The organism is Streptomyces sp. NPDC004667 (assembly GCF_040609475.1).
GTDB lineage: Bacteria > Actinomycetota > Actinomycetes > Streptomycetales > Streptomycetaceae > Streptomyces.
The window spans coordinates 1-17672 of sequence record NZ_JBEXKC010000118.1; the positions used below are offsets into that span (position 1 = coordinate 1).

The following is a 17672-nucleotide window of genomic DNA, read 5'->3' on the forward strand; positions in this document are numbered from 1 at the left end:
CGTGAGTCACGCGTCCCTGTCACCCCATAACGGGGTGTCTGGACGGAGGAGCCAACCCAGCCGCCAGTTGGGCGCTACCTCCAAGCCCGGTCCTTCAGGGCCGGGTCAAGTTGATAGAAGAGGCCAGCACTCCACCCACGAACTCGGCATCCAGCCCGAGGCGTACGACCCGCACCTGGACGTCGACTTCAGCCCGCTGCACGGCGACGGCCATCCGGAGGCCGCCGGCTACGGCCAGGCGGCGTGACGCCGTCAGCCGGGCAAGGCGTGGTCATCCGATCGCCGATGGCAAGATCGGGTCATGGGATTGAACGTAGTCGTCGGTGCCCTCGCCGATGCCGAGGACGACGACTACACCGAGATGGTCCGAGCTGACTTCGCCGCGATCGGCGAGCTGCTGGAGCGTGCGGGAGCGCGGCAGTGGACTGGGCCCGACCTGGATGAGGAAGAGGGCGCGGAGTTCGAGGCGTGGGGCTATTCGGGCTTGCACACCCTTCGACGTCTCGCCGTCCACCTTGCCGCGGACGGGCGCCTGCCCGAGCCGTTGGACAGGACCCAGCGGGCGACTGACGACCCGCTCCTGAGGAAGGTGTACGAGGCTCTCCCGAGTGATCCTCCTGGACCGTTCGACCACCTCGTCCATCATTCGGACTGCGAGGGCTACTACGTCCCCGTGGACTTCGCCCACGTCATCGTCGACAAGAAGGCACCGGGCGGCTACCTGGGCTCTTCGATGCGACTGCTCGCGGAAACCCGCCGACTCGCTGAAGCCCTCGGTCTTGCGGAAGAGCTCGATCCGGACTCGGAAGAGGTCTCCGACGCCGTTGATGCCGAGGATCCGGCCGCCGAAGGATGGCAACGCTACCGCGTCGAGTCCTACGTGTGTCTTCAGCTCCTCCGCGCTGCGAAGATCTCGGTCTCGACCGGCGCAGCCATCGCCTTCAGCTGAGAGGGGTGTCGTCAGACGTTCGTTTGACGACAGGTAGCCGGCGCGTCCGATGAACCCGTGCGATCCGGGGTTCACGGCGCCTCGACTCCAATCGGGTCCGATTGTCCAGTGCCACTGGATCTTGACCGCCTGCCATCGGACTTTGACGGACGCGAGTTTGATCACCGCAGGTCGGCGACTCGGCGCACCTTCGGTGCGCCGAGTCGCTGACTTTCACTTATGTGCAGTTCCTCGTAGACGTGTAGGTCAGAGCCTTGCGATCGTCATGCAGGCTGCTCGCTTTGTGAGGACGGGCGTCAGGAAGGCTCGACCGCCGAGACCGGGGTGGCGGTCACCTTGTTGTCGCACTGGGCCCACCACCCGTCCTTCAGGGCGACCTGGTGCTTCCCGGAGTTCGGCAGCCCGATGACCATCGTCGGATACGCCGCCGGGGTATTGCCCGAGACGCAGTAGCCGTCGCCCTCCCCCTGGACCTGGACGAAGGTCAGCTTCACCCATGCCTTGCCCTGCGGCCGGACCGTCACGGCGGCGGCCTTGCCGGTGGGGGTGACCTTGAGCGGGGTGTTGCCGGCGCCCGTGACCGTCGGATAGCCCTTCAGGACGCACGTCTTCTGGGAGACGTTGGTGAACTGCACGACCGCCGCCCCGGTCCCGGTCCCGACGGGCGGGTGGGCGGCCTGCCAGGCGCTGACCTGGAGGGCGGAGGCCGGGCAGGCGGGCGGCGGGGTGGAGGTGGTGGTGCTTGCCGCCATGGCGGTGCCGGGCAGGATGCCGGTCACCGCCGCCGCGACGGCCGTGACCGCCGTCGTTGTCAGAGCCGCCCTGCGAATGCCGTTGCTGTGACGCATGCTGTCGTCCCCCTGAGTCGTCTCGTCCGCGGGTCGGTCGTCGGTTGTTGCCCCGCGGTACGCGTGGTACGTGAGTGAAGATAGGGGCGGGAGAGCAGCAGGGTTCTGTGCGGCGACTACTTGTGACGGAACGGTCAAAGTCCGATGGCAAACGGTCAAGATCCAGTGGCACGGGACAGCGGGCATGGTCAGGGCTGCGCGGCCCGGAACGCGAGATACCGGCTGAAGGCTTCGTGGCTGTCGGGGGTGAAGCGCCACTCCAGCAGGGCCGACCGCAGCTCCGGCTCCGTCAGCCAGCCGTGCCAGGCGACCTCATCGGGATCGGCGGTCACGGTGTCCGGCACCACGGCTTCGTGCACGCCGAGCCAGTGAGGGCTCAAACCGCTGCGGTTGAGGAACGTGAACAGCAAGCGCGGCAGCACACGAATGCCCAGCTCTTCGGCCAGCTCCCGCGCGCCGGCCTGTTCATAGGACTCACCGACATCCACGGCGCCACCGACCACGACCTCGTAGAGCCCGGGGAAGCGCGACAGATGATCCGACCGCCGGTGAACGAGGATCCGCCCACGCTCATCACGACACACCGTCACGGCGACCCGGTGCAGCCAACCCTCCCGGATGGCCTGCCGACGGCTGACCACCCCCAGGACACTGTCTTGGTCGTCGACACGCTCCACCAGTTCGTCCACGACGCACACCCTGGCAGAGCCCACTGACAACGCCGCTTCCCGGCAACCCGGCATCGAGGACCCGGTCGTCTTCGAGGAGAACCCGGGCACCTCCAGCCGCCTCCACCCCCTTCAGCGGCCGATGCTGATCGTCGTGTACGTCTCTCCGGGGCCGGGTGGGCGGCTCCAGGAGAGCGACTCGAAGGTCCGCAGCCGGCCCTCGGTGAGGGCGAGGCGGGGCACGGTGACACCGTGGAGGCGAGCGATGGCATCCAGGGCGCGGGCTGCCGCCGCGGCCTGGCCGTCCGCGTCGGGGGCGTCGAACCCGAGGGTGGGTGGGGCCAGTTCGGCGGGAACGGCGCCGGCGGTGGCTTCGAGCGCTCCGCCCCGCATGGTGAACGCGTAGGTCGGCGTGCCGCGCTCGGCGGCCGACACGTGGAAGACCGGGAGGCCCTCGCGCCGCTCGTGCCAGATCACGATCGCCCGGCCGCCGCCGACCGAGGCGTCCGGCGCGGGAGAGACGAAGCGCGCGGTGTCGAACCGGGCGGAAGGGTCCTGTTCGAAGGCGAAACTCCAGCCCGGCCCGGCCCGTCCGACGCTGAGCAGTGCCCTGTCGTCGTAGCTGGAGAAGACCCGCTGGCCGGGCCGGTGGTGTCGGGTGACATCCCACTGCCGCAGGGGTGGGGAGAGCTGGGTGCTGGGTGATGAGCCGAGCAGCGCGGGCAGTTCGTCCGGGGCTACGCCTTCGACGAGGATCATCCGGTAGTCGCCGACCGATGACTGCCAGGGGCGCAGCGCGCCGGGCAGGACGAGCCAGGACAGGCCGTCGGGGTTCCGGTCGCCGGCGGGGGCCGGGGCCGGGCCGCTCTCGCCGCCGCGCGGGGTCCGCAGGAGTTCGAGCCTCCGTTCGGCGGTCAGGACCGGGGCGAGCAGGGGGTCGGCGAGCAGGCCCACCGGCGCGATGTGGCCAGGGCCGAGCGGCTCCCACGACGGGATCGCGGCGCGCAGGACCTGCCAGGCGGCATCGGTGTCGCCCCAGCGGGCCTGCTCGCGGGCCTCGTGGACGGCCTCGCCGAACGCTCCGCCGGGCCGGTAGCGGTACGTCCCCTCGCGTACGGCGCGCTGGATGTCGGCTGCGGCCCGCGCGGTGTCGGGGAAGACGGCGGGGTCGGAGTAGTGCCAGTCCTCCGTGGGCCGGCCGCTGTCGAGTAGGTCGGCGGCTTTCAGGGGGAGCTGTTCGCTGAGGAAGCGGGGGTTGTCGGGGTGCGGCGTCTCGACCCCGCGCCCGCGCGGGCCGTCCAGCTGCGAGATTTGGTTCAGGAGTTCGTGCGCGTACGGCCGGCCGTACTTCTGCGCTTCCGCCAGCAGGGCGGCCGCCTCCTCGTACCGACCGGACAGTGCTGCGGTCCGGGCCCGGGCCACGGCGGCGTCCTGGGCCCGGGTCGTGCCGTTGTCGAATGCTGGGCCGTCCTCCCCGTTCCGGCGGGGCGCGTGCGCGTGGAATTCCTGGTGCATGGCGATCATGAACGCCGCGAACGACGGATACCGCTCGGGGTCCGCGGCCCGCCAGGAAGCCCACACCCGCACCGCCCATTCGCCGTCCGGCCCCACGTCCTCCGGGTCGAGCAGCACGAAGGTGATGTCCGACTCGACGTCCAGTTGCAGCGCCCGGGACCACAGGCCCACCTGCGCCCGCACTTCCTCGGGGTTGTCCTCCTCGCCCCAGAATTCGTCGAAGTCCTCGCCGAGGCCCATCGCGTCGTCGTGCCAGTGCGCCTCGCGGCTGCCGGCCAGTTTCCAGACGAAGGCGCCGGCGTGCCGCCAGCCGTCGCTGACCCGCAGGAACTCCCGGTAGGAGGGCGGTATCGCGCGGCCGAGCCGGTCCTCCATCGCGGCGATGTCGGCCTCGGTGGCCGGGTCGGCGCCAAGCCATCTGCCCCGCCGTGCCGCGGCGTCGTCGGGGCTCAGCTCGTCGACGTGCCCGTGCGCGTCCGCCCACTCCTCGCTCCACCGGGCCAGGAAGTTCCGCCAGTCGGCATGTTTGATCTCCATGCCGGCGATCCTCGCAGCCGGCGCCGACAACGGGTGCCGCGACGTCACCCGCCACCGTAGGACTCCACGTAGCCGTTGATCAGCACGAGCAGAGCCCGGCCCCCCCTGGCGGGTTTCCGGCGTATCCGGGCCATGCCCCGTGTCCGCCGTGCCTACGCCGCCCCGGCGACCAGTAGCTCGCCGACGGTGTCCATCAGGACCTCGCGGACCGGCGCGGGCATCCCGGCGTCCGTGACGAAGCAGTCGATGCGGTCGAGCGGGGCGAACCCGCTCAGCGCCACCGTGCCCCACTTGGTGTGGTCGGCGACGACCGCCACCCGGCGGGCCGCCCCGATCAGGGCCCGGTTGGTCTGTGCCTCGGCCAGGTTCGGGGTGGTCAGGCCGGCCTCCTCGCTGACGCCGTGCGCGCCCAGGATCAGCAGGTCCACGTGGAGGGAGGAGATCACCAGCTCGGCCAGGGGGCCGACCAGCGCGGCGGACGGCGTGGGGGCGCCGCCGGTCAGGAGCAGGGTGGGGACCGAGGCCTCCCCGCGGTCGCGGGACGCGGACCGGACCAGTTCGGCGACGGGGAGGGAATTGGTGAGCACGGTCAGCCCCGGGACGTCCAGCAGTCGGGCGGCCACCGCGCACGCGGTGGTGCCGGCCGAGACCGCGACCACGCTGCCCGGCTCGACCAGGGAGGCGGCCGTTTCCGCGATGGCCGCCTTGGCGGGTCCGGCCAGCGCGGTCTTGGCGTCGAACCCCGGTTCCTCGACGCGGGTTCCGGGAGCCGCGACGGCGCCCCCGTACACCTTCTCGACCAGGCCGCGCGCCGCGAGCGCGTCCAGGTCCCGGCGGACCGTCATATCGGACACGGCGAGGCGTTCGACGAGCTCGGCGACCCGTACCGCACCGTCGCGGCGCACCGCCTCCAGGATGAACGCGCGCCGTTGCTGGGCCAGTTGCATGGCGCCAACATAACACGCGGATATGTTGATTTTTAAGGGATTCTGTTCACTTTTGTTTGGGCTTTGGTGCGGGGGCGGTGCTGGCCCGTACGACGAGTTCCGGTTCGACCGACGCCGGTGCGGACACCGCGGCGGGGTCCGCGACGTGCCGCAGCAGCTGTGCCACGGCCAGGGCTCCCATCTGGGCGAACGGCTGCGCGACCGTGGTCAGGGGCGGGGTGCAGTACGCGGCCAGCTCGATGTCGTCGACGCCGACGACGGAGATGTCCTCGGGGACCCGCCGGCCGAGCTCGTGCAAGGCCCTGATCAGCCCGAAGGCCATCTCGTCGCTCGCCACGAAGACGGCGGTGACGTCCGGGACGCGGCCCAGGACGAGCCCGATCCGATGACCGGAGGCGGGGGACCAGTCGCCCTCCAGCGGCGGGGGCACCGGCCGGCCGGCGGCCTCCAGCGTCGCGCGCCAGCCGGCGCGACGGCCGACGGCCTCCAGCCAGTGCGCCGGACCCGCGACGTGCCAGACGGTGTCGTGGCCCAGCTCCAGCAGGTGCCGGGTCGCCAGCCGGGCCGCGAGGTCCTGGTCGACCGCCACGACCCCGGTCGCGTCGGTGCGCGAACCGTCGATCGTGATGGTGGGCGTGGACCGGGTGAGCTGCTCGATCCTCTCGCTGGTGTGGATCAGCGGCACCGACAGGATCACGCCCTCCACGCCCTGGTCGGCCAGCCTGACCAGGGCCCGCTCGATCGCGGAGGTGTCCAGGGAGGTCGTGGTGGCCGTGCTGACCGCGTACCCGGCGGCCCGGGCCGCGTACTCGATGCCGGACGTGACGGCCGCCCGTGAGTAGAACGTGGTCTGCAGGGTCACCACCCCGATGGTGCGGCTCCGGCCCGAGCTCAGCATCCGCGCCGCGTTGTTGCGCCGGTAGCCGAGCTGTTCCACGGCCGCCACCACCTTCGCGCGCGTCCGCTCCTGGACGTTCGGATGGCCCGACAGCACCCTCGACACGGTCTGCGCCGACACCCCGGCGACCCGGGCGACGTCCGTCATCCCGGGAGGCCGCTCCTGGTCACCGACGCTCCGCTTCGCCATGGGGCCCCTTCCCGTCACGAGCACGGATGATATCGCTCTCCATGCCGCCCCGGCCGGTTCTCGCCGGGCTTCCAGGCATGTGTGCGCACGCCATTGGCATCGATAACATTCTCTGCCATAGTCCGACCCGGGATCGATCTCCGAAGACCCGTCGCAGACGCCAGGAGGGGCCTTGGCATCGATAACATCCAGGGGACCGGTCGCGCGAGGGATCCCGGCCACGCTGACCCACGCCGACGGCGCCTTCCTGCGCGCCGGCCGACCGCACCGCGTGCTGTCGGGCTCCCTCCACTACTTCCGGGTCCACCCCGAACAGTGGGCCGACCGCCTCCGGCGCGTGGCGGCCCTCGGACTCAACACGGTCGACACCTACGTCCCGTGGAACTTCCACGAGCGGACCCGGGGCGAGGTCCGCTTCGACGGCCCGCGCGACCTGGAGCGGTTCGTCGGCCTGGCCCGGCGGGAGCGGCTCGACGTGATCGTCCGGCCGGGCCCCTACATCTGCGCCGAGTGGGACAACGGCGGACTCCCCGCCTGGCTGACCGGTACGCCCGGCATGCGCCCGCGCACCTCGCACCCGCCCTTCCTGGAAGCGGTCGCCCGCTGGTTCGACGAGCTGATCCCCCGCGTCGCGGCCCTCCAGGCCCGCCACGGCGGCCCCGTGGTGGCCGTACAGATAGAGAACGAGTACGGCAGCTACGGCGACGACCACGCCTACCTCCGCTGGGTCCGCGACGCGCTGACCGACCGGGGCGTCACCGAGCTGCTCTACACCGCCGACGGGCCCACCCCCCTGATGCTCGACGGCGGCACCCTGCCCGGAGAACTGGCCGCCGCTACTTTCGGCTCGCGCCCCGACGCCGCGGCCGGGCTGCTGCGCTCGCGCCGGCCCGACGAGCCCTTCTTCTGCGCGGAGTTCTGGAACGGCTGGTTCGACCACTGGGGCGAGAAGCACCACGTCCGCCCGGCGGCCGATGCGGCCGATTCCGTGGCCGGGATCCTCGGCGCGGGCGGTTCGGTCAGTCTCTACATGGCGCACGGCGGCACCAACTTCGGCCTCTGGGCCGGCGCCAACCACGACGGCGACCGTCTCCAGCCCACCGTCACCAGCTACGACTCGGACGCGCCGGTCGCCGAACACGGCGGGCTCACACCGAAGTTCTTCGCCCTGCGCGAGACGCTCACCGCACTCGGCGGTGCGGACGCCTCGCGCCCCGTGCCCCCGGATCCGCCCCGGCTCACCCCCCGTACCCTGCCGGTGACCCGCGGAGCGGCCCTCCTGGAGGCACTGCGCGCGACGGGTGAACCCGTCCGCGCCCCCGTACCGCTCGGCTTCGAGGAACTGGGCCAGGCCTCGGGCCTGGTGCTGTACGCCGCCCGTCCGCTGCTGCCGCCCGGCACGTACGAACTGACGGTCTCGGGACTGCACGACCGGGCCCAGGTCTTCGCCGACGGCGTGCCCGTCGCCGTCCTGGACCGGGAGACCTCCTCCTGCGCCGTCGAGGGGACCGGGGAGCGCGTGCGGCTGGAGCTGCTGGTGGAGAACCAGGGGCGGATCAACTACGGGCCGCTGCTCGGCCAGGGCAAGGGCATCCTCGGCGGGGTGCGCGTGGACCGCCGCATGGTCCACGGCTGGACCATGCACCGGCTCCCCCTCGACGAGTGGACGCCGGCGGAGGTCGCCGCGGCCCCCTCGCTCGCCGCGGCCCCCTCTCTCGCCGCGACCTCCGCGTCCGGCGCCGCCGGGGGATTCGCCACCGCCCGGCTGACCGTGGAGGAGCCGGCCGACACCTTCGTCGCCCTGCCCGGATTCGGCAAGGGATTCCTCTGGATCAACGGCTTCCTGCTCGGCCGCTACTGGGAAGCGGGGCCCCAGCGCACGCTCTACCTGCCCCACCCCCTCCTGCGGGCGGGGCGGAACACGCTCACCGTGCTCGAACTCCAACACCTCGGTGAACGCGTCGAGTTGCGCGATCGCCCTGATCTCGGCCCGACGGAGGAGTTCGTCGAGACGTTCGACTGACGGGCCGGCCGTCCGCCCCGTCCGCCCCGCCGGCACGGGAGCCGGCATCCCCCCACGCGGCAGCCCCGCAGCGGACGCGGGCCGGCCACACGAAGAAGAAGGAGGAGCTGTGTCAGCCTCTCGAAGCAGATTCGCGGGCGCGTGCGTCGCGGTGGCGCTGGCCCTGGCCGCCCTCGGCGCACCGGCCGTAGCCGCCCCACCCGCCCCACCCGCGCCGCCGGCCCCGCCGGACGCCGCCTTCACCGTCACGGTCGGTCCGAAGGGGTCCTGGACCCAGCCGGACGACACCCCCGCCGTCCCCTACCTCGACAAGGACGGCACCTTCTACTACCAGCAGTCCCACGCGCTCTACGGAGCCTCCGACCCGCGCAAGTGGACCTTCTACACCGGCACGGACCTCGACACGGCCACCCGGTCGGGCCGGATCAGCGACGCGGTGAACCCCGCCGACAGCAGGGACAGGAACAACGACACCACCTGGCGCTGCAACAACAGCCCCACCGGAGCCGAGTCCACCGCCGCCCCGGCCGGATCGGGCTACTCGCAGCGGAACTTCTGCGACCTGACGGGCGTGTGGGTCGACCCGGACACCGGCGACTGGTACGGCCTGGTCCACAACGAGTTCACCCCGCAGCCCTTCGGCGACGGCTCCCACTTCGACGGGATCGACTACGCGCTCTCCACCGACCAGGGCCGCACCTGGACCGTCAAGGACCACGTCATCACCTCGCCGTACAGCACCGCGCGCGGCGACACCACGGCGTTCCCCCAGCAGACCTACCACTACGGCGACGGCGACCCGCGCCTGTTCACCGACACCGCCTCGGGCTACTTCTACGTCTTCTACGGTTCGAGGATCGTGGACAAGGGCAGCGGCTGGAAGACGTTCCACGCGCACGTGGCCCGGGCTCCGATCGCGGACAGGATGGCGCCCGGATCCTGGCAGAAGTGGTACGACGGGGCCTGGTCCCAGCCCGGCGTCGGAGGCCGCGAGAGCAACATGGTGCCGGTCGGCCCCGCGAACGCCACCGGATACACCCCCGCCGACCGGGAGTACGACCCGGCCACCACCGGGACGGCCGACCAGCAGGTCGCGGCCGGCACGATGCCCCCGACCTCTCCGCTGTTCGTCATGGACATCACCTACAACGCCCACCTCGGCCTCTACGTCGGCGAGCCGCAGGCGGTGAAACAGGACGGCACGGCACCCCAGCAGTTCTACGTCACCGACAACCTCGCCACGCAGAAGTGGCGCCTGATCGGCGACACCGGGAGCCACACCAACGCCTCCTGGTACCGGTGGTTCCTCGACGGCGCGAACAGGACGGCCTCGGGCATCGTCGGCAAGGACTTCCGCTCCTACTGCTCGTTCGGATGCTCGAACGGTTCCTCCTCCGAGTACGTCAACGTCTCGATCACCACCCCCACCCCCGCCGCGCCGCTCGACACCGGCAAGGCCTACCGGATCGGCGCGGCCGGGCGTGTCCTCGCCCAGGCCGACCCGGGCGGCACCGCCACCACCTCCCGGGCCACCGCCACCGGATCGGCCCTGGAATCCTGGATCTTCAGCAGCGCCGGTGACGGCAGCTACCGCATCACCAACGCGGCCACCGGGGGACTGCTGGGCGTCGACGCCACCTCCACGGCGCAGCGCGCCTGGGGTACGAAGCCCACCGTCACCGCGCCCGGGTCCGGCGGCCCCGCCGTCGGCCGGCAGTGGTGGGTCGTTCCCGGCGCCTCCGCCGCCGGCGGCGCGCCCACCGGCACCTACCGCCTCGTCAACCGGTACAGCGGACTGGTCATCGCCCTGTCGGCCACGGCCTCCCGGCAGGCCGAGACCACACCGGTCCGCTCCTGGACCGACACCGGCGGCGGCGCGGTGGGAGGCGGGCGCACGGCGGCCGAACAGACCCTGGCCCTCACGGCGGTGGGACCCGCGTCCGGCTCCCTCGACGGCACCCGTACGCTCGTTTCCGGTGGCCAGGCCCTCGACGACCCCGACCACAGCACCACCGCGGGCACCCGGCTGATCACCTACACGCCCCACACCGGCGCCAACCAGAGGTGGAACTTCACGCGGCAGCCGGACGGCTCCTACGAGATCGTCAACGCCGAGTCCGGCCTCTGCGCCGACGTCGGCGGCGGCTCCACCGCGGCGGGCGCCCCGGTGATCCAGTGGACCTGCCACGGCGGCACCAATCAGCGCTGGACCGTCGTCCGGGGCCGGGACGGCACCCACACCGTCGCATCGGTGAAGAGCGGGCTGCTCCTCACCACCGCCTCCACGGCCGCCGGCTCCCCGGTCACCCAGCAACCGGACACCGGATCGCCCCTCCAGCACTGGACGATCACCTGACTGAAAACCCGGTCAAGAAACGGGTGGGGCGCATGAGTCGTGCCGAAGGGGGGTACACGTACAAGGGGCCCATCGCCCCGCGTCGGCCCCGGCCGTGAAGTGGAGGCGAGCTTCGGATGACCGAAGGCACGATTCCCTACATCTCCCCGGCGCGCGTCACCGTGCTCGGTGTGCAACCCGGGGACCCGCCGTTTCGCATCGTCGAGATCGACGGCGAGGTCTTCAGTACCGCCAGGTCCATGACGGACGTCCTCCTCTCCGCGGCCGCCGCCGGTTTCACGATCCACGACCTGGACGATCCCGGGGAGGTCAGATGGGTCGGAGGCGGGAAGTTCCACTGGAGCCTCGCCGAGGCGAGCTGACCGTCCCGTCCGGGCCCAGCAGCGTACGGATGAGCTCCGTGGCGGGCAGCGCCGGGTGGAGGTAGACGTCCTCCCGGCGCTGCTCGACCGCCGCCAGGAGGGCGTGGAAGGTGTCCCGCGCCTCCTCCCGGCGCCCCGCGTGGTGCTGGGCCTGACCCAGCAGGCCCAGGTGGAGGGGGTGGCGCAGCAGGGTCCTGGAGCCGCGCAGCCGGTCCATCGAGGCGTGCATCAGGGCCAGGCCCTCCGCCTCCCGGGCGGAATGCGTCAGGCCCCAGCCTTCGAGCAGGCCGAGCATGGCCTTCCAGTAGAGCAGCCCGTGCTCGCCCGCCAGCCGGACCCCCTCGGCGCCCGAGGCCAGGGCCGTGCCGGCGTCGCCCTCCCAGGCCGCCACCACCGCGTCCACGTAGAGGGCGAAGGAACGGTCCGAGGGCCTGCTGTCGTACGCGGTCAGGCGCAGCAGTTCGCGGCGGCGTGCCGTGGCGGTCGTGCGGTCGCCCAGGAGCCAGTGGGTGAAGGCGTTGTAGGACCGGCAGGAGACGCGCGGGTCGTGCTGGAAGGTCCGGGCCAGGGAATGGCCGTCGCGGGCGTACCGGTCCGCCATCTCGACGCCGTGCTCCAGCTCGGCCAGGGCCTGCGGCAGCATGCCCCGCACGTGCAGCACGATGCCCTCGCCGTACGCCGCTCCGAGCACCGCCACCGGCTCGGAGCCGCGGCGCGAGATGTCCCGCAGCAGGCCGGAGAACTGCCGTGAGGCGTCGTAGCGGCCGGTGACCAGGTAGGCCGCGCACAGGGCCCACAGCACCGACGGGTCCTCCGGGGCCCGGGTCACCGGATTGAGCGCCCGGCCGCGCGCGAGCGCCGCCTCCGCCTCCGGATGGCCGTAGCCGCGCGTGGTGGCCAGGACCTGCCCGAGCTGGATGTGCAGCTGCTGTTCGAGGCGTACGGTCGCGGTCTCGTCCGGGGGCAGGAAACCGATCAGGTGCACCGCCCGGCGCAGCCAGGTCTCCACCCGCTCGTACGCCAGCTGCTGCTCGGCCTGTTCCGCGGCCTGGAGCATCCTCGGGAGCGCTCTCTCGGCGGGCAGGGCGCGCTGGGCGTGCCAGGTGTGGTGGGCCACCCGCTCGATCTCCTCGTCTCCCACTCGCCCCCGTCCGCGCGCGCACAGGGCCCCGGCGATCTCGGCGTGCAGCCGGTGCAGGTCCTTGCGGGCGAGCTCGCCGACGAGCGTCTCCTGCACCAGGGCGTGGGCGAAATGGAGCCGCCCGGGATGGTGCGGGTCCTCTTCGAGCAGACCGGCGCGGATCGCCGCCTCCAGCGCCTCGGCCACCGGCTCGTCCCCGGCGACCGTGCGGTGCAGCAGGTCCGTGTCGACCTCGGTGCCCAGGACCGCGCACAGCCGCAGCACGCGCAGGACCGGTCCGGGCAGCGTGGCGAACCGCTGGTTCAGGGCCTCGCGCACGCCGGTGGGTACGCGGGACAGGAGCGTGTCCACCGCGTCCGACCGGTGCAGGCTGCGGGCGTCGCCGAGGAGGGACAGGAGCTGCATGACGAAGTACGGGTTGCCCTCGCTGCGCCGGTGCAGCACCTCGACGACCTCCGCGTCCACGCCCGGCCCGGCCTGCGCCCGTACGAGCGCGGCGACGTCCCGGCGGGAGAGCCCGTCCAGCCGCAGGGTCTCGGTACGGGGGCCGCGCAGGACCTCGGAGAGGGTGCGGCGCAGGGTGGCGTCGGCTTCGACCTCGAAGTCGCGGGCGGTCAGCACGACCGCGAGCGGGTGGCCGTGGCGGCGGGTGCTCAGCAGGCGGAGCAGGTCCAGGGAGGCGGTGTCGGCCCAGTGCAGGTCTTCCAGGAACAGCACCAGCGGGCGCCGGGCGGCCAGGGCGAGCAGCACCTCGCAGACCGCGTCGTTGGTCAGGAACCGGGCCTGGGCCCAGTCGGCTCCGGCTCCTGCTCCGGCATCGGATCCGGGGCCGACGGCCGCTCCGGCCCCGGCCGTCCGTTCGGGCATCACGGGGGAGAGCAGTGCACCGAAGGGCCGTGCCGCGTCCCGGAAGGCGTCGGGGCGGGTGGCGGACAGCCTGCGCAGGACCTGCGTCCAGAGCCAGTAGGGCGGGACGCCCTCGCCGGGGAAGCAGTGGCTCCAGACCACCTCCAGCCCGTCGTCCCCGTCCGTTGCCCTGCCGACGGCCTCCAGCCGGGGGGCGAGTTCGAGGAGCAGGCGGGTCTTGCCCATGCCGGCGGGGCCGAGCACCCCGGCCACGTGCCCGTGGCCCACGCGCACGTCCGCCACGGCACCCGTCAGCCCGTCCAGTTCGCGGACGCGGCCGGTGAACGGCGAGGGGCCGGCCGGGCGCCCCGGCCCGTCCCCTCCGACCACCGCCCGCCGGGACGACGCCCCGGCCCCGGCGTCCGGGCACGGGTCCGCCGGCCGATCCCCGGACCGGTGCCCGGACGGGTCCGCGAACCCGTCCCCGGACCGGTCCGCGAGCAGGCGCCCGGAGGGGAGGCCGAGGGGATCGTCGGTCCGGGGCGGCGCGGGGTGGACGGGGCCGTGCGCGTCCGGTGCCGGGACGGGCGTGCCGTTGCGGCCGGCCTCCCCGGTGCCGTCGGTGCGGTGCCACGCTTCCGCGCGCGGTGCCGGGACGGCCCGGGGCGCCTGCGGTTCCCGGGTCAGGAGCGCGGTCCGGATCCGGCGCAGCTCGGCGTCGGTCTCCACGCCGAACTCCTCGGCGAGGTGGACGCGGGTGCGTTCGTACGCCTCCAGCGCCTCCGCCTGCCGGCCCAGCCGGGACAGCGCGGTCATCAGGTGGCCGACGAGGCGTTCCCGGGTGGGGTGGCGGCGGGCCTCCCCGTCGAGGTCGGCGGCCACCTCCTCGTCCGCGCCGAGGAGCAGCCGGGCCTCCGCGTGGACCTCCAGTGCGGTCAGCCGGACCTGTTCCAGCCGGGTCGTCTCGTCGTACAGGGACGGATGGGCGTCGAACTCCGCGTACGGGGAACCCCGCCACAGGCCCAGTGCCTGCCCGAGCCGGTCGCGCGCGCCCGCCGGATCGTGGCCTTCGAGCAACTGCCGCCCCTCGGCGACCAGCCGCTCGAAACGGCACACGTCGACGTGCTCCGGATCGACGTCGAGGACGTACCCCTGCGCCCGGTGGCGCACCGACAGCCGGGCCGCCCCGGCCGCCGGCCGCAGGGCGCGGCGCAGGTGGGAGACGTGGCTCTGGAGCGTCGCGACGGCCTGGCGCGGCGGCTCCCCGCTCCACAGTTCCTCGACGAGGACCTCCGTGGGCACGACGCGTCCGAGGCGTACGAGGAGCAGGGCGAACAGGGCCCGTCGGCGCGGCGGGCCGAGCGGGAGGTCGCGTCCGTCGTGGCGGGCCGCCATGGGCCCCAGCACCCTGAGCAGGGGCTCGGCCGGACGGTCCGCCGTCGGAGTTGCGGGCATGGAGTTCCCCATCTTGCACACGTGGCTGCGCTGGCAATCGGTCCGCACCGCGTGACCGCCGCCAGACAAAATGGATCATCACATGATGAACGGCGTATTCCAAGGCGGCCGTTCGGCCACGGCAAGCCCTTGGCAAGGCGTTCGCAAGGGGCGCCGTGCAGGATGGTCCGGTACCGGCAGGCGCCGAACGACGGGGAGCGTCCGGCCACCGTACGCCGGTCGACGGTCCGGCCCGCCGTCACGCCTGCCCCGTGCAACGCCGGACCGCGCCGCACGCGAAGGAATCCACCCCGAGGACCGTCACCATGCAGACAGCGTTTCCCCCGTCCGCACGCGGGGAGCGCGGACCGGCCCGTGCCGCGTTGGGCGCGGGCCCCACCATGCCGGGCGCGGCCGGCCGGACCCCCCTACCGGCCGGCCGCACCCACGAACCGGCCGGCCGCTCCGGCGAACTGGCCGCCCTCTTCGCCTGCGCCGAAGCGGCCGACGCCGGCCGGGCCGGGTGCGTCGTCGTGCGCGGGAACACGGGCATCGGGAAGACGGCCCTGATCGACGGATTCCGCCGCGACGACCGGCTGCGCGGGGCCACCGTGCTGCACACCGCGGGCCGCGCGGAGCGCGCGACCACCGCGTACGGCGCGGTCCGCGAGCTGTTCGGGCCCGGCGCGGAAGCCGAGCGCGTACCGCCCCGCACGGAATGGCTGGCCTCCACCCTCATGGCGCGGGGCCCGCTGGTGATCGTCGTGGACGACGCGCAATGGTGCGACGGGCCGTCCCTGCGCTGGCTGGAGTCCCTGATCCGCAGGACTGAGAGCGCGCGGCTGCTGACCGTGCTCGCCTGGGGTGCCTCCGGCACCGGTCCGGCACGGTCGGCGCTCGGCAGGATCGTCCAGCATCCCGGAACCCGCCTCGTCGGCCTCGGGCCGGTGGCCGAGGAACAGGTGGCCGAGACCGTCGAACGCGTCCTGGGGCAGCCGCCGGAACCCCCCTTCACCTGGCGCTGCGCCGCACTCTCCGACGGCAACCCGCTCCTCCTGAAGCGCATCCTGTTACGACTGCGCCGCGCGGGGGTCACGCCGCGGGCCCGGTCCGTGGGGCGGGTCGACGCGGCGTGGCGGGAGGTCCACACCGCGTCGGTACGGGCCCACCTGCGCGGTCTGACCGAGACGGAGCGGCGCGTCGTACGGGCCGCAGCCGTCCTGGACTGGAGCGACCGCCCGCCGTCCGCGACGGCGGAGGGCACCGGCCGGGTCGCCTCTCCCGAACGCGTCGGCGCGCTCGCCGGCGTGCGCCCCCGCCTGGTCTCCACGCTCCTGGACGGCCACCGGGACGACGAACTCGTCTCCGTCGACGGGGAGGAGGCCTTCCACGCGGCCGTGCTCGCCGCCACCCCGGCCGGGGAACTGGCGCGCCTGCGCACCCGCGCCGCACGGCTCCTCAACGACGAGGGCTTCGCCTCCGCCGAGGTGGCCAAGCACCTGCTCCCCCTGCCCCGGCTCGACGAGGGCTGGATGCTCGGCGCCCTGCGCGACGCGGCCGAACAGGCGGGCCGCACCGGCCCCCGGTCGGCGGCGGCCCCGTACCTGCGCCGGCTGATGGAGGCCGAGCCCGAGGAACACGGCCGCGTGCGCACCGCCCTCGACATGGCCGGAGCACTGGCCACCACCCACCCCGCCGACGCGCTGGACGCACTGCGGAGCCTGCTCGACCAGACCCGCGACGTCCGCCTGCGCGCCTCGGTGGCGGTGCAGTTCGCGATGACAGCCCTCGCCACGGGCGACGCGGAGGCGGCACTCGCCGTGCTCTCCCGCACACTCGACCGCCCGCCCGCCGAGCCCGGCGGGCGGGCCGAGGACCGCGCACTGCGGGGGACGATCGAACTGGCCCGCCTCGCCGCCGGTCTGCACCTGCCGTCGGCGTTCCCCGCCGTACGCGAACGGGCCCGCGCGGCCGTGTCACGGGAGGGCGCCGCGCCGGCCGGGAGCGGAGGCCTGCTCGCCCGTGCCCTGCTCGCCGTCGTGGAGGGGGACTCCGCGCACGAGGCCGTGGACCTGGTGGGCCGGGCGGTACGCGCCGAGGGCGCCGGGCCCCGGGACTGGACGCGCGCCCGCGCGGCCCAGGTGCTCCACCTGGCCGACGAGCCCGGCATGGCACTGGAGATGCTCGACCTGGCGTTGGCCGACGACAGCGGCTGCCTGCCCCGCTGGTCGCTGCTGGCGGAACGCTCCATGGTGCGCCACCGCCTGGGCGACGTCCCCGGCGCGGCCCTCGACGCGGACGCCGCCCTGGAAGCCGTGGAACACCCCGGGCAGGGTGGCTCCGCGCTGCCGTTCGTCGCCTGGGGCAGCGTCCGGCTGGAGCAGGGCGACACCGAGGCCGCGGAGTCGATGCTCGACCGGGTGTCCGCCGGCCGGCTGGACCACACCCTCCTGGGCAGGATCCCGTACCTGATGACCCGGGCCCGGATCCGGCTCGGACGCGGCGACGCGGAGGGCGCGCTGGCGTGCGCGCGGCGGTGTGAGCGGGGACTCGCGGAGGCCGGCCTCGACCGGCGGCCGTGGGCTCCCTGGCGGCCCCTGGCCGCCACGGCCCTCGTCCGGCTCGGCCGCACCCCGGAAGCGGCCGAACTCGCCGCCGAGGCAAGGGAACTGGCCGACCGGTGGGGCACTCCGTACGCGATCGGCCACGCCCTCCTGGCGGCGTGCACCGCGGCCGAGGGGGACCGGCGCACCGAATTCCTGACCGGCGCGGTCGAGGCGCTGTCCCGTTCCCAGGCCCGGCTGGACCGGGCACGGGCCGAGCTGCTGCTGGGCGGGCACCTGGCGCGGCGCGGCGACGCGGCGGGCGCCCGCCGCCACCTGGGCCGCGCCCACGAGACGGCGCGGCGCTGCGGCTCGCCCGCCCTGACCGCCGAGGTCCGGGCGGCGCTGGCCGCGGC

The 17672-nt window shown here is 73.6% G+C and carries 12 protein-coding genes; 6 read left to right on the top strand and 6 right to left on the bottom strand.

Annotated features, from left to right (window positions below; genetic code table 11):
• Positions 1-67: 67 nt before the first annotated feature.
• Positions 68-247 carry a hypothetical protein gene (locus ABZW32_RS35745; protein ID WP_356224446.1) on the top strand — a complete coding sequence of 60 codons (180 nt, stop codon included), beginning with the start codon at positions 68-70 and terminating at the stop codon, positions 245-247.
• Positions 248-301: 54 nt separating this feature from the next.
• Positions 302-949, top strand: coding sequence for a hypothetical protein (locus ABZW32_RS35750; RefSeq protein WP_356224448.1), 648 nt, complete (start codon positions 302-304; stop codon positions 947-949).
• Between the two features lie 296 nt (positions 950-1245).
• Here ABZW32_RS35750 and ABZW32_RS35755 read toward each other — a convergent pair whose 3' ends face one another.
• The 5 genes from ABZW32_RS35755 to ABZW32_RS35775 all read right to left on the bottom strand — a co-directional run bounded on the left by ABZW32_RS35755 (position 1246) and on the right by ABZW32_RS35775 (position 6551).
• The gene (locus tag ABZW32_RS35755; protein ID WP_356224450.1) at positions 1246-1797 is read right to left on the bottom strand and encodes a DUF4232 domain-containing protein; all 552 of its coding nucleotides are present in this window, start codon (positions 1795-1797) and stop codon (positions 1246-1248) included.
• 188 nt (positions 1798-1985) lie between these two features.
• Entirely contained in the window at positions 1986-2540 is a 555-nt protein-coding gene (locus tag ABZW32_RS35760; RefSeq protein WP_356224467.1) for an NUDIX domain-containing protein, read from the bottom strand.
• Positions 2541-2597: 57 nt separating this feature from the next.
• Positions 2598-4517: an SMI1/KNR4 family protein gene (locus ABZW32_RS35765; protein ID WP_356224452.1), complete on the bottom strand. Its 1920-nt coding sequence runs from the start codon at positions 4515-4517 to the stop codon at positions 2598-2600.
• 152 nt (positions 4518-4669) lie between these two features.
• Entirely contained in the window at positions 4670-5464 is a 795-nt protein-coding gene (locus tag ABZW32_RS35770; RefSeq protein WP_356224454.1) for a DeoR/GlpR family DNA-binding transcription regulator, read from the bottom strand.
• A 46-nt stretch (positions 5465-5510) separates the two neighbouring features.
• Positions 5511-6551, bottom strand: a complete 1041-nt coding sequence (locus ABZW32_RS35775) for a LacI family DNA-binding transcriptional regulator (protein WP_356224455.1) — start codon at positions 6549-6551, stop codon at positions 5511-5513.
• 172 nt (positions 6552-6723) lie between these two features.
• Between ABZW32_RS35775 and ABZW32_RS35780 the strand changes: the two genes are divergently transcribed.
• The 3 genes from ABZW32_RS35780 (at position 6724) to ABZW32_RS35790 (ending at position 11292) form a co-directional block, all read left to right on the top strand.
• The gene (locus ABZW32_RS35780) at positions 6724-8574 is read left to right on the top strand and encodes a beta-galactosidase (protein WP_356224457.1); all 1851 of its coding nucleotides are present in this window, start codon (positions 6724-6726) and stop codon (positions 8572-8574) included.
• Positions 8575-8683: 109 nt separating this feature from the next.
• Complete coding sequence (locus tag ABZW32_RS35785; protein ID WP_356224459.1) at positions 8684-10930, top strand: RICIN domain-containing protein; 2247 nt, start codon at positions 8684-8686, stop codon at positions 10928-10930.
• A 116-nt stretch (positions 10931-11046) separates the two neighbouring features.
• On the top strand, positions 11047-11292 hold the full coding sequence (locus ABZW32_RS35790; protein WP_356224461.1) for a hypothetical protein: 246 nt from the start codon (positions 11047-11049) through the stop codon (positions 11290-11292).
• Here ABZW32_RS35790 and ABZW32_RS35795 read toward each other — a convergent pair.
• A complete protein-coding gene (locus ABZW32_RS35795) occupies positions 11240-14734 on the bottom strand; it encodes a BTAD domain-containing putative transcriptional regulator (protein ID WP_356224463.1) in 3495 nt (1164 codons plus the stop codon). The two genes, ABZW32_RS35790 and ABZW32_RS35795, sit on opposite strands and share 53 nt — an antisense overlap.
• Positions 14735-15039: 305 nt before the next feature.
• On the opposite strand from ABZW32_RS35795, the gene ABZW32_RS35800 reads away from it, so the two are divergent.
• Positions 15040-17672, top strand: a 2633-nt coding sequence (locus tag ABZW32_RS35800) for an AAA family ATPase (protein WP_356224465.1), incomplete at its 3' end; no start/stop codon positions are given.

Coding starts and splice junctions, on each gene's coding strand:
- ABZW32_RS35750 (WP_356224448.1), top strand. CDS start 302: ATGGGATTGAACGTAGTCGTCGGTGCCCTCGCCGATGCCGAGGACGAC.
- ABZW32_RS35755 (WP_356224450.1), bottom strand. CDS start 1,797: ATGCGTCACAGCAACGGCATTCGCAGGGCGGCTCTGACAACGACGGCG.
- ABZW32_RS35760 (WP_356224467.1), bottom strand. CDS start 2,540: ATGCCGGGTTGCCGGGAAGCGGCGTTGTCAGTGGGCTCTGCCAGGGTG.
- ABZW32_RS35765 (WP_356224452.1), bottom strand. CDS start 4,517: ATGGAGATCAAACATGCCGACTGGCGGAACTTCCTGGCCCGGTGGAGC.
- ABZW32_RS35770 (WP_356224454.1), bottom strand. CDS start 5,464: ATGCAACTGGCCCAGCAACGGCGCGCGTTCATCCTGGAGGCGGTGCGC.
- ABZW32_RS35775 (WP_356224455.1), bottom strand. CDS start 6,551: ATGGCGAAGCGGAGCGTCGGTGACCAGGAGCGGCCTCCCGGGATGACG.
- ABZW32_RS35790 (WP_356224461.1), top strand. CDS start 11,047: ATGACCGAAGGCACGATTCCCTACATCTCCCCGGCGCGCGTCACCGTG.
- ABZW32_RS35795 (WP_356224463.1), bottom strand. CDS start 14,734: ATGCCCGCAACTCCGACGGCGGACCGTCCGGCCGAGCCCCTGCTCAGG.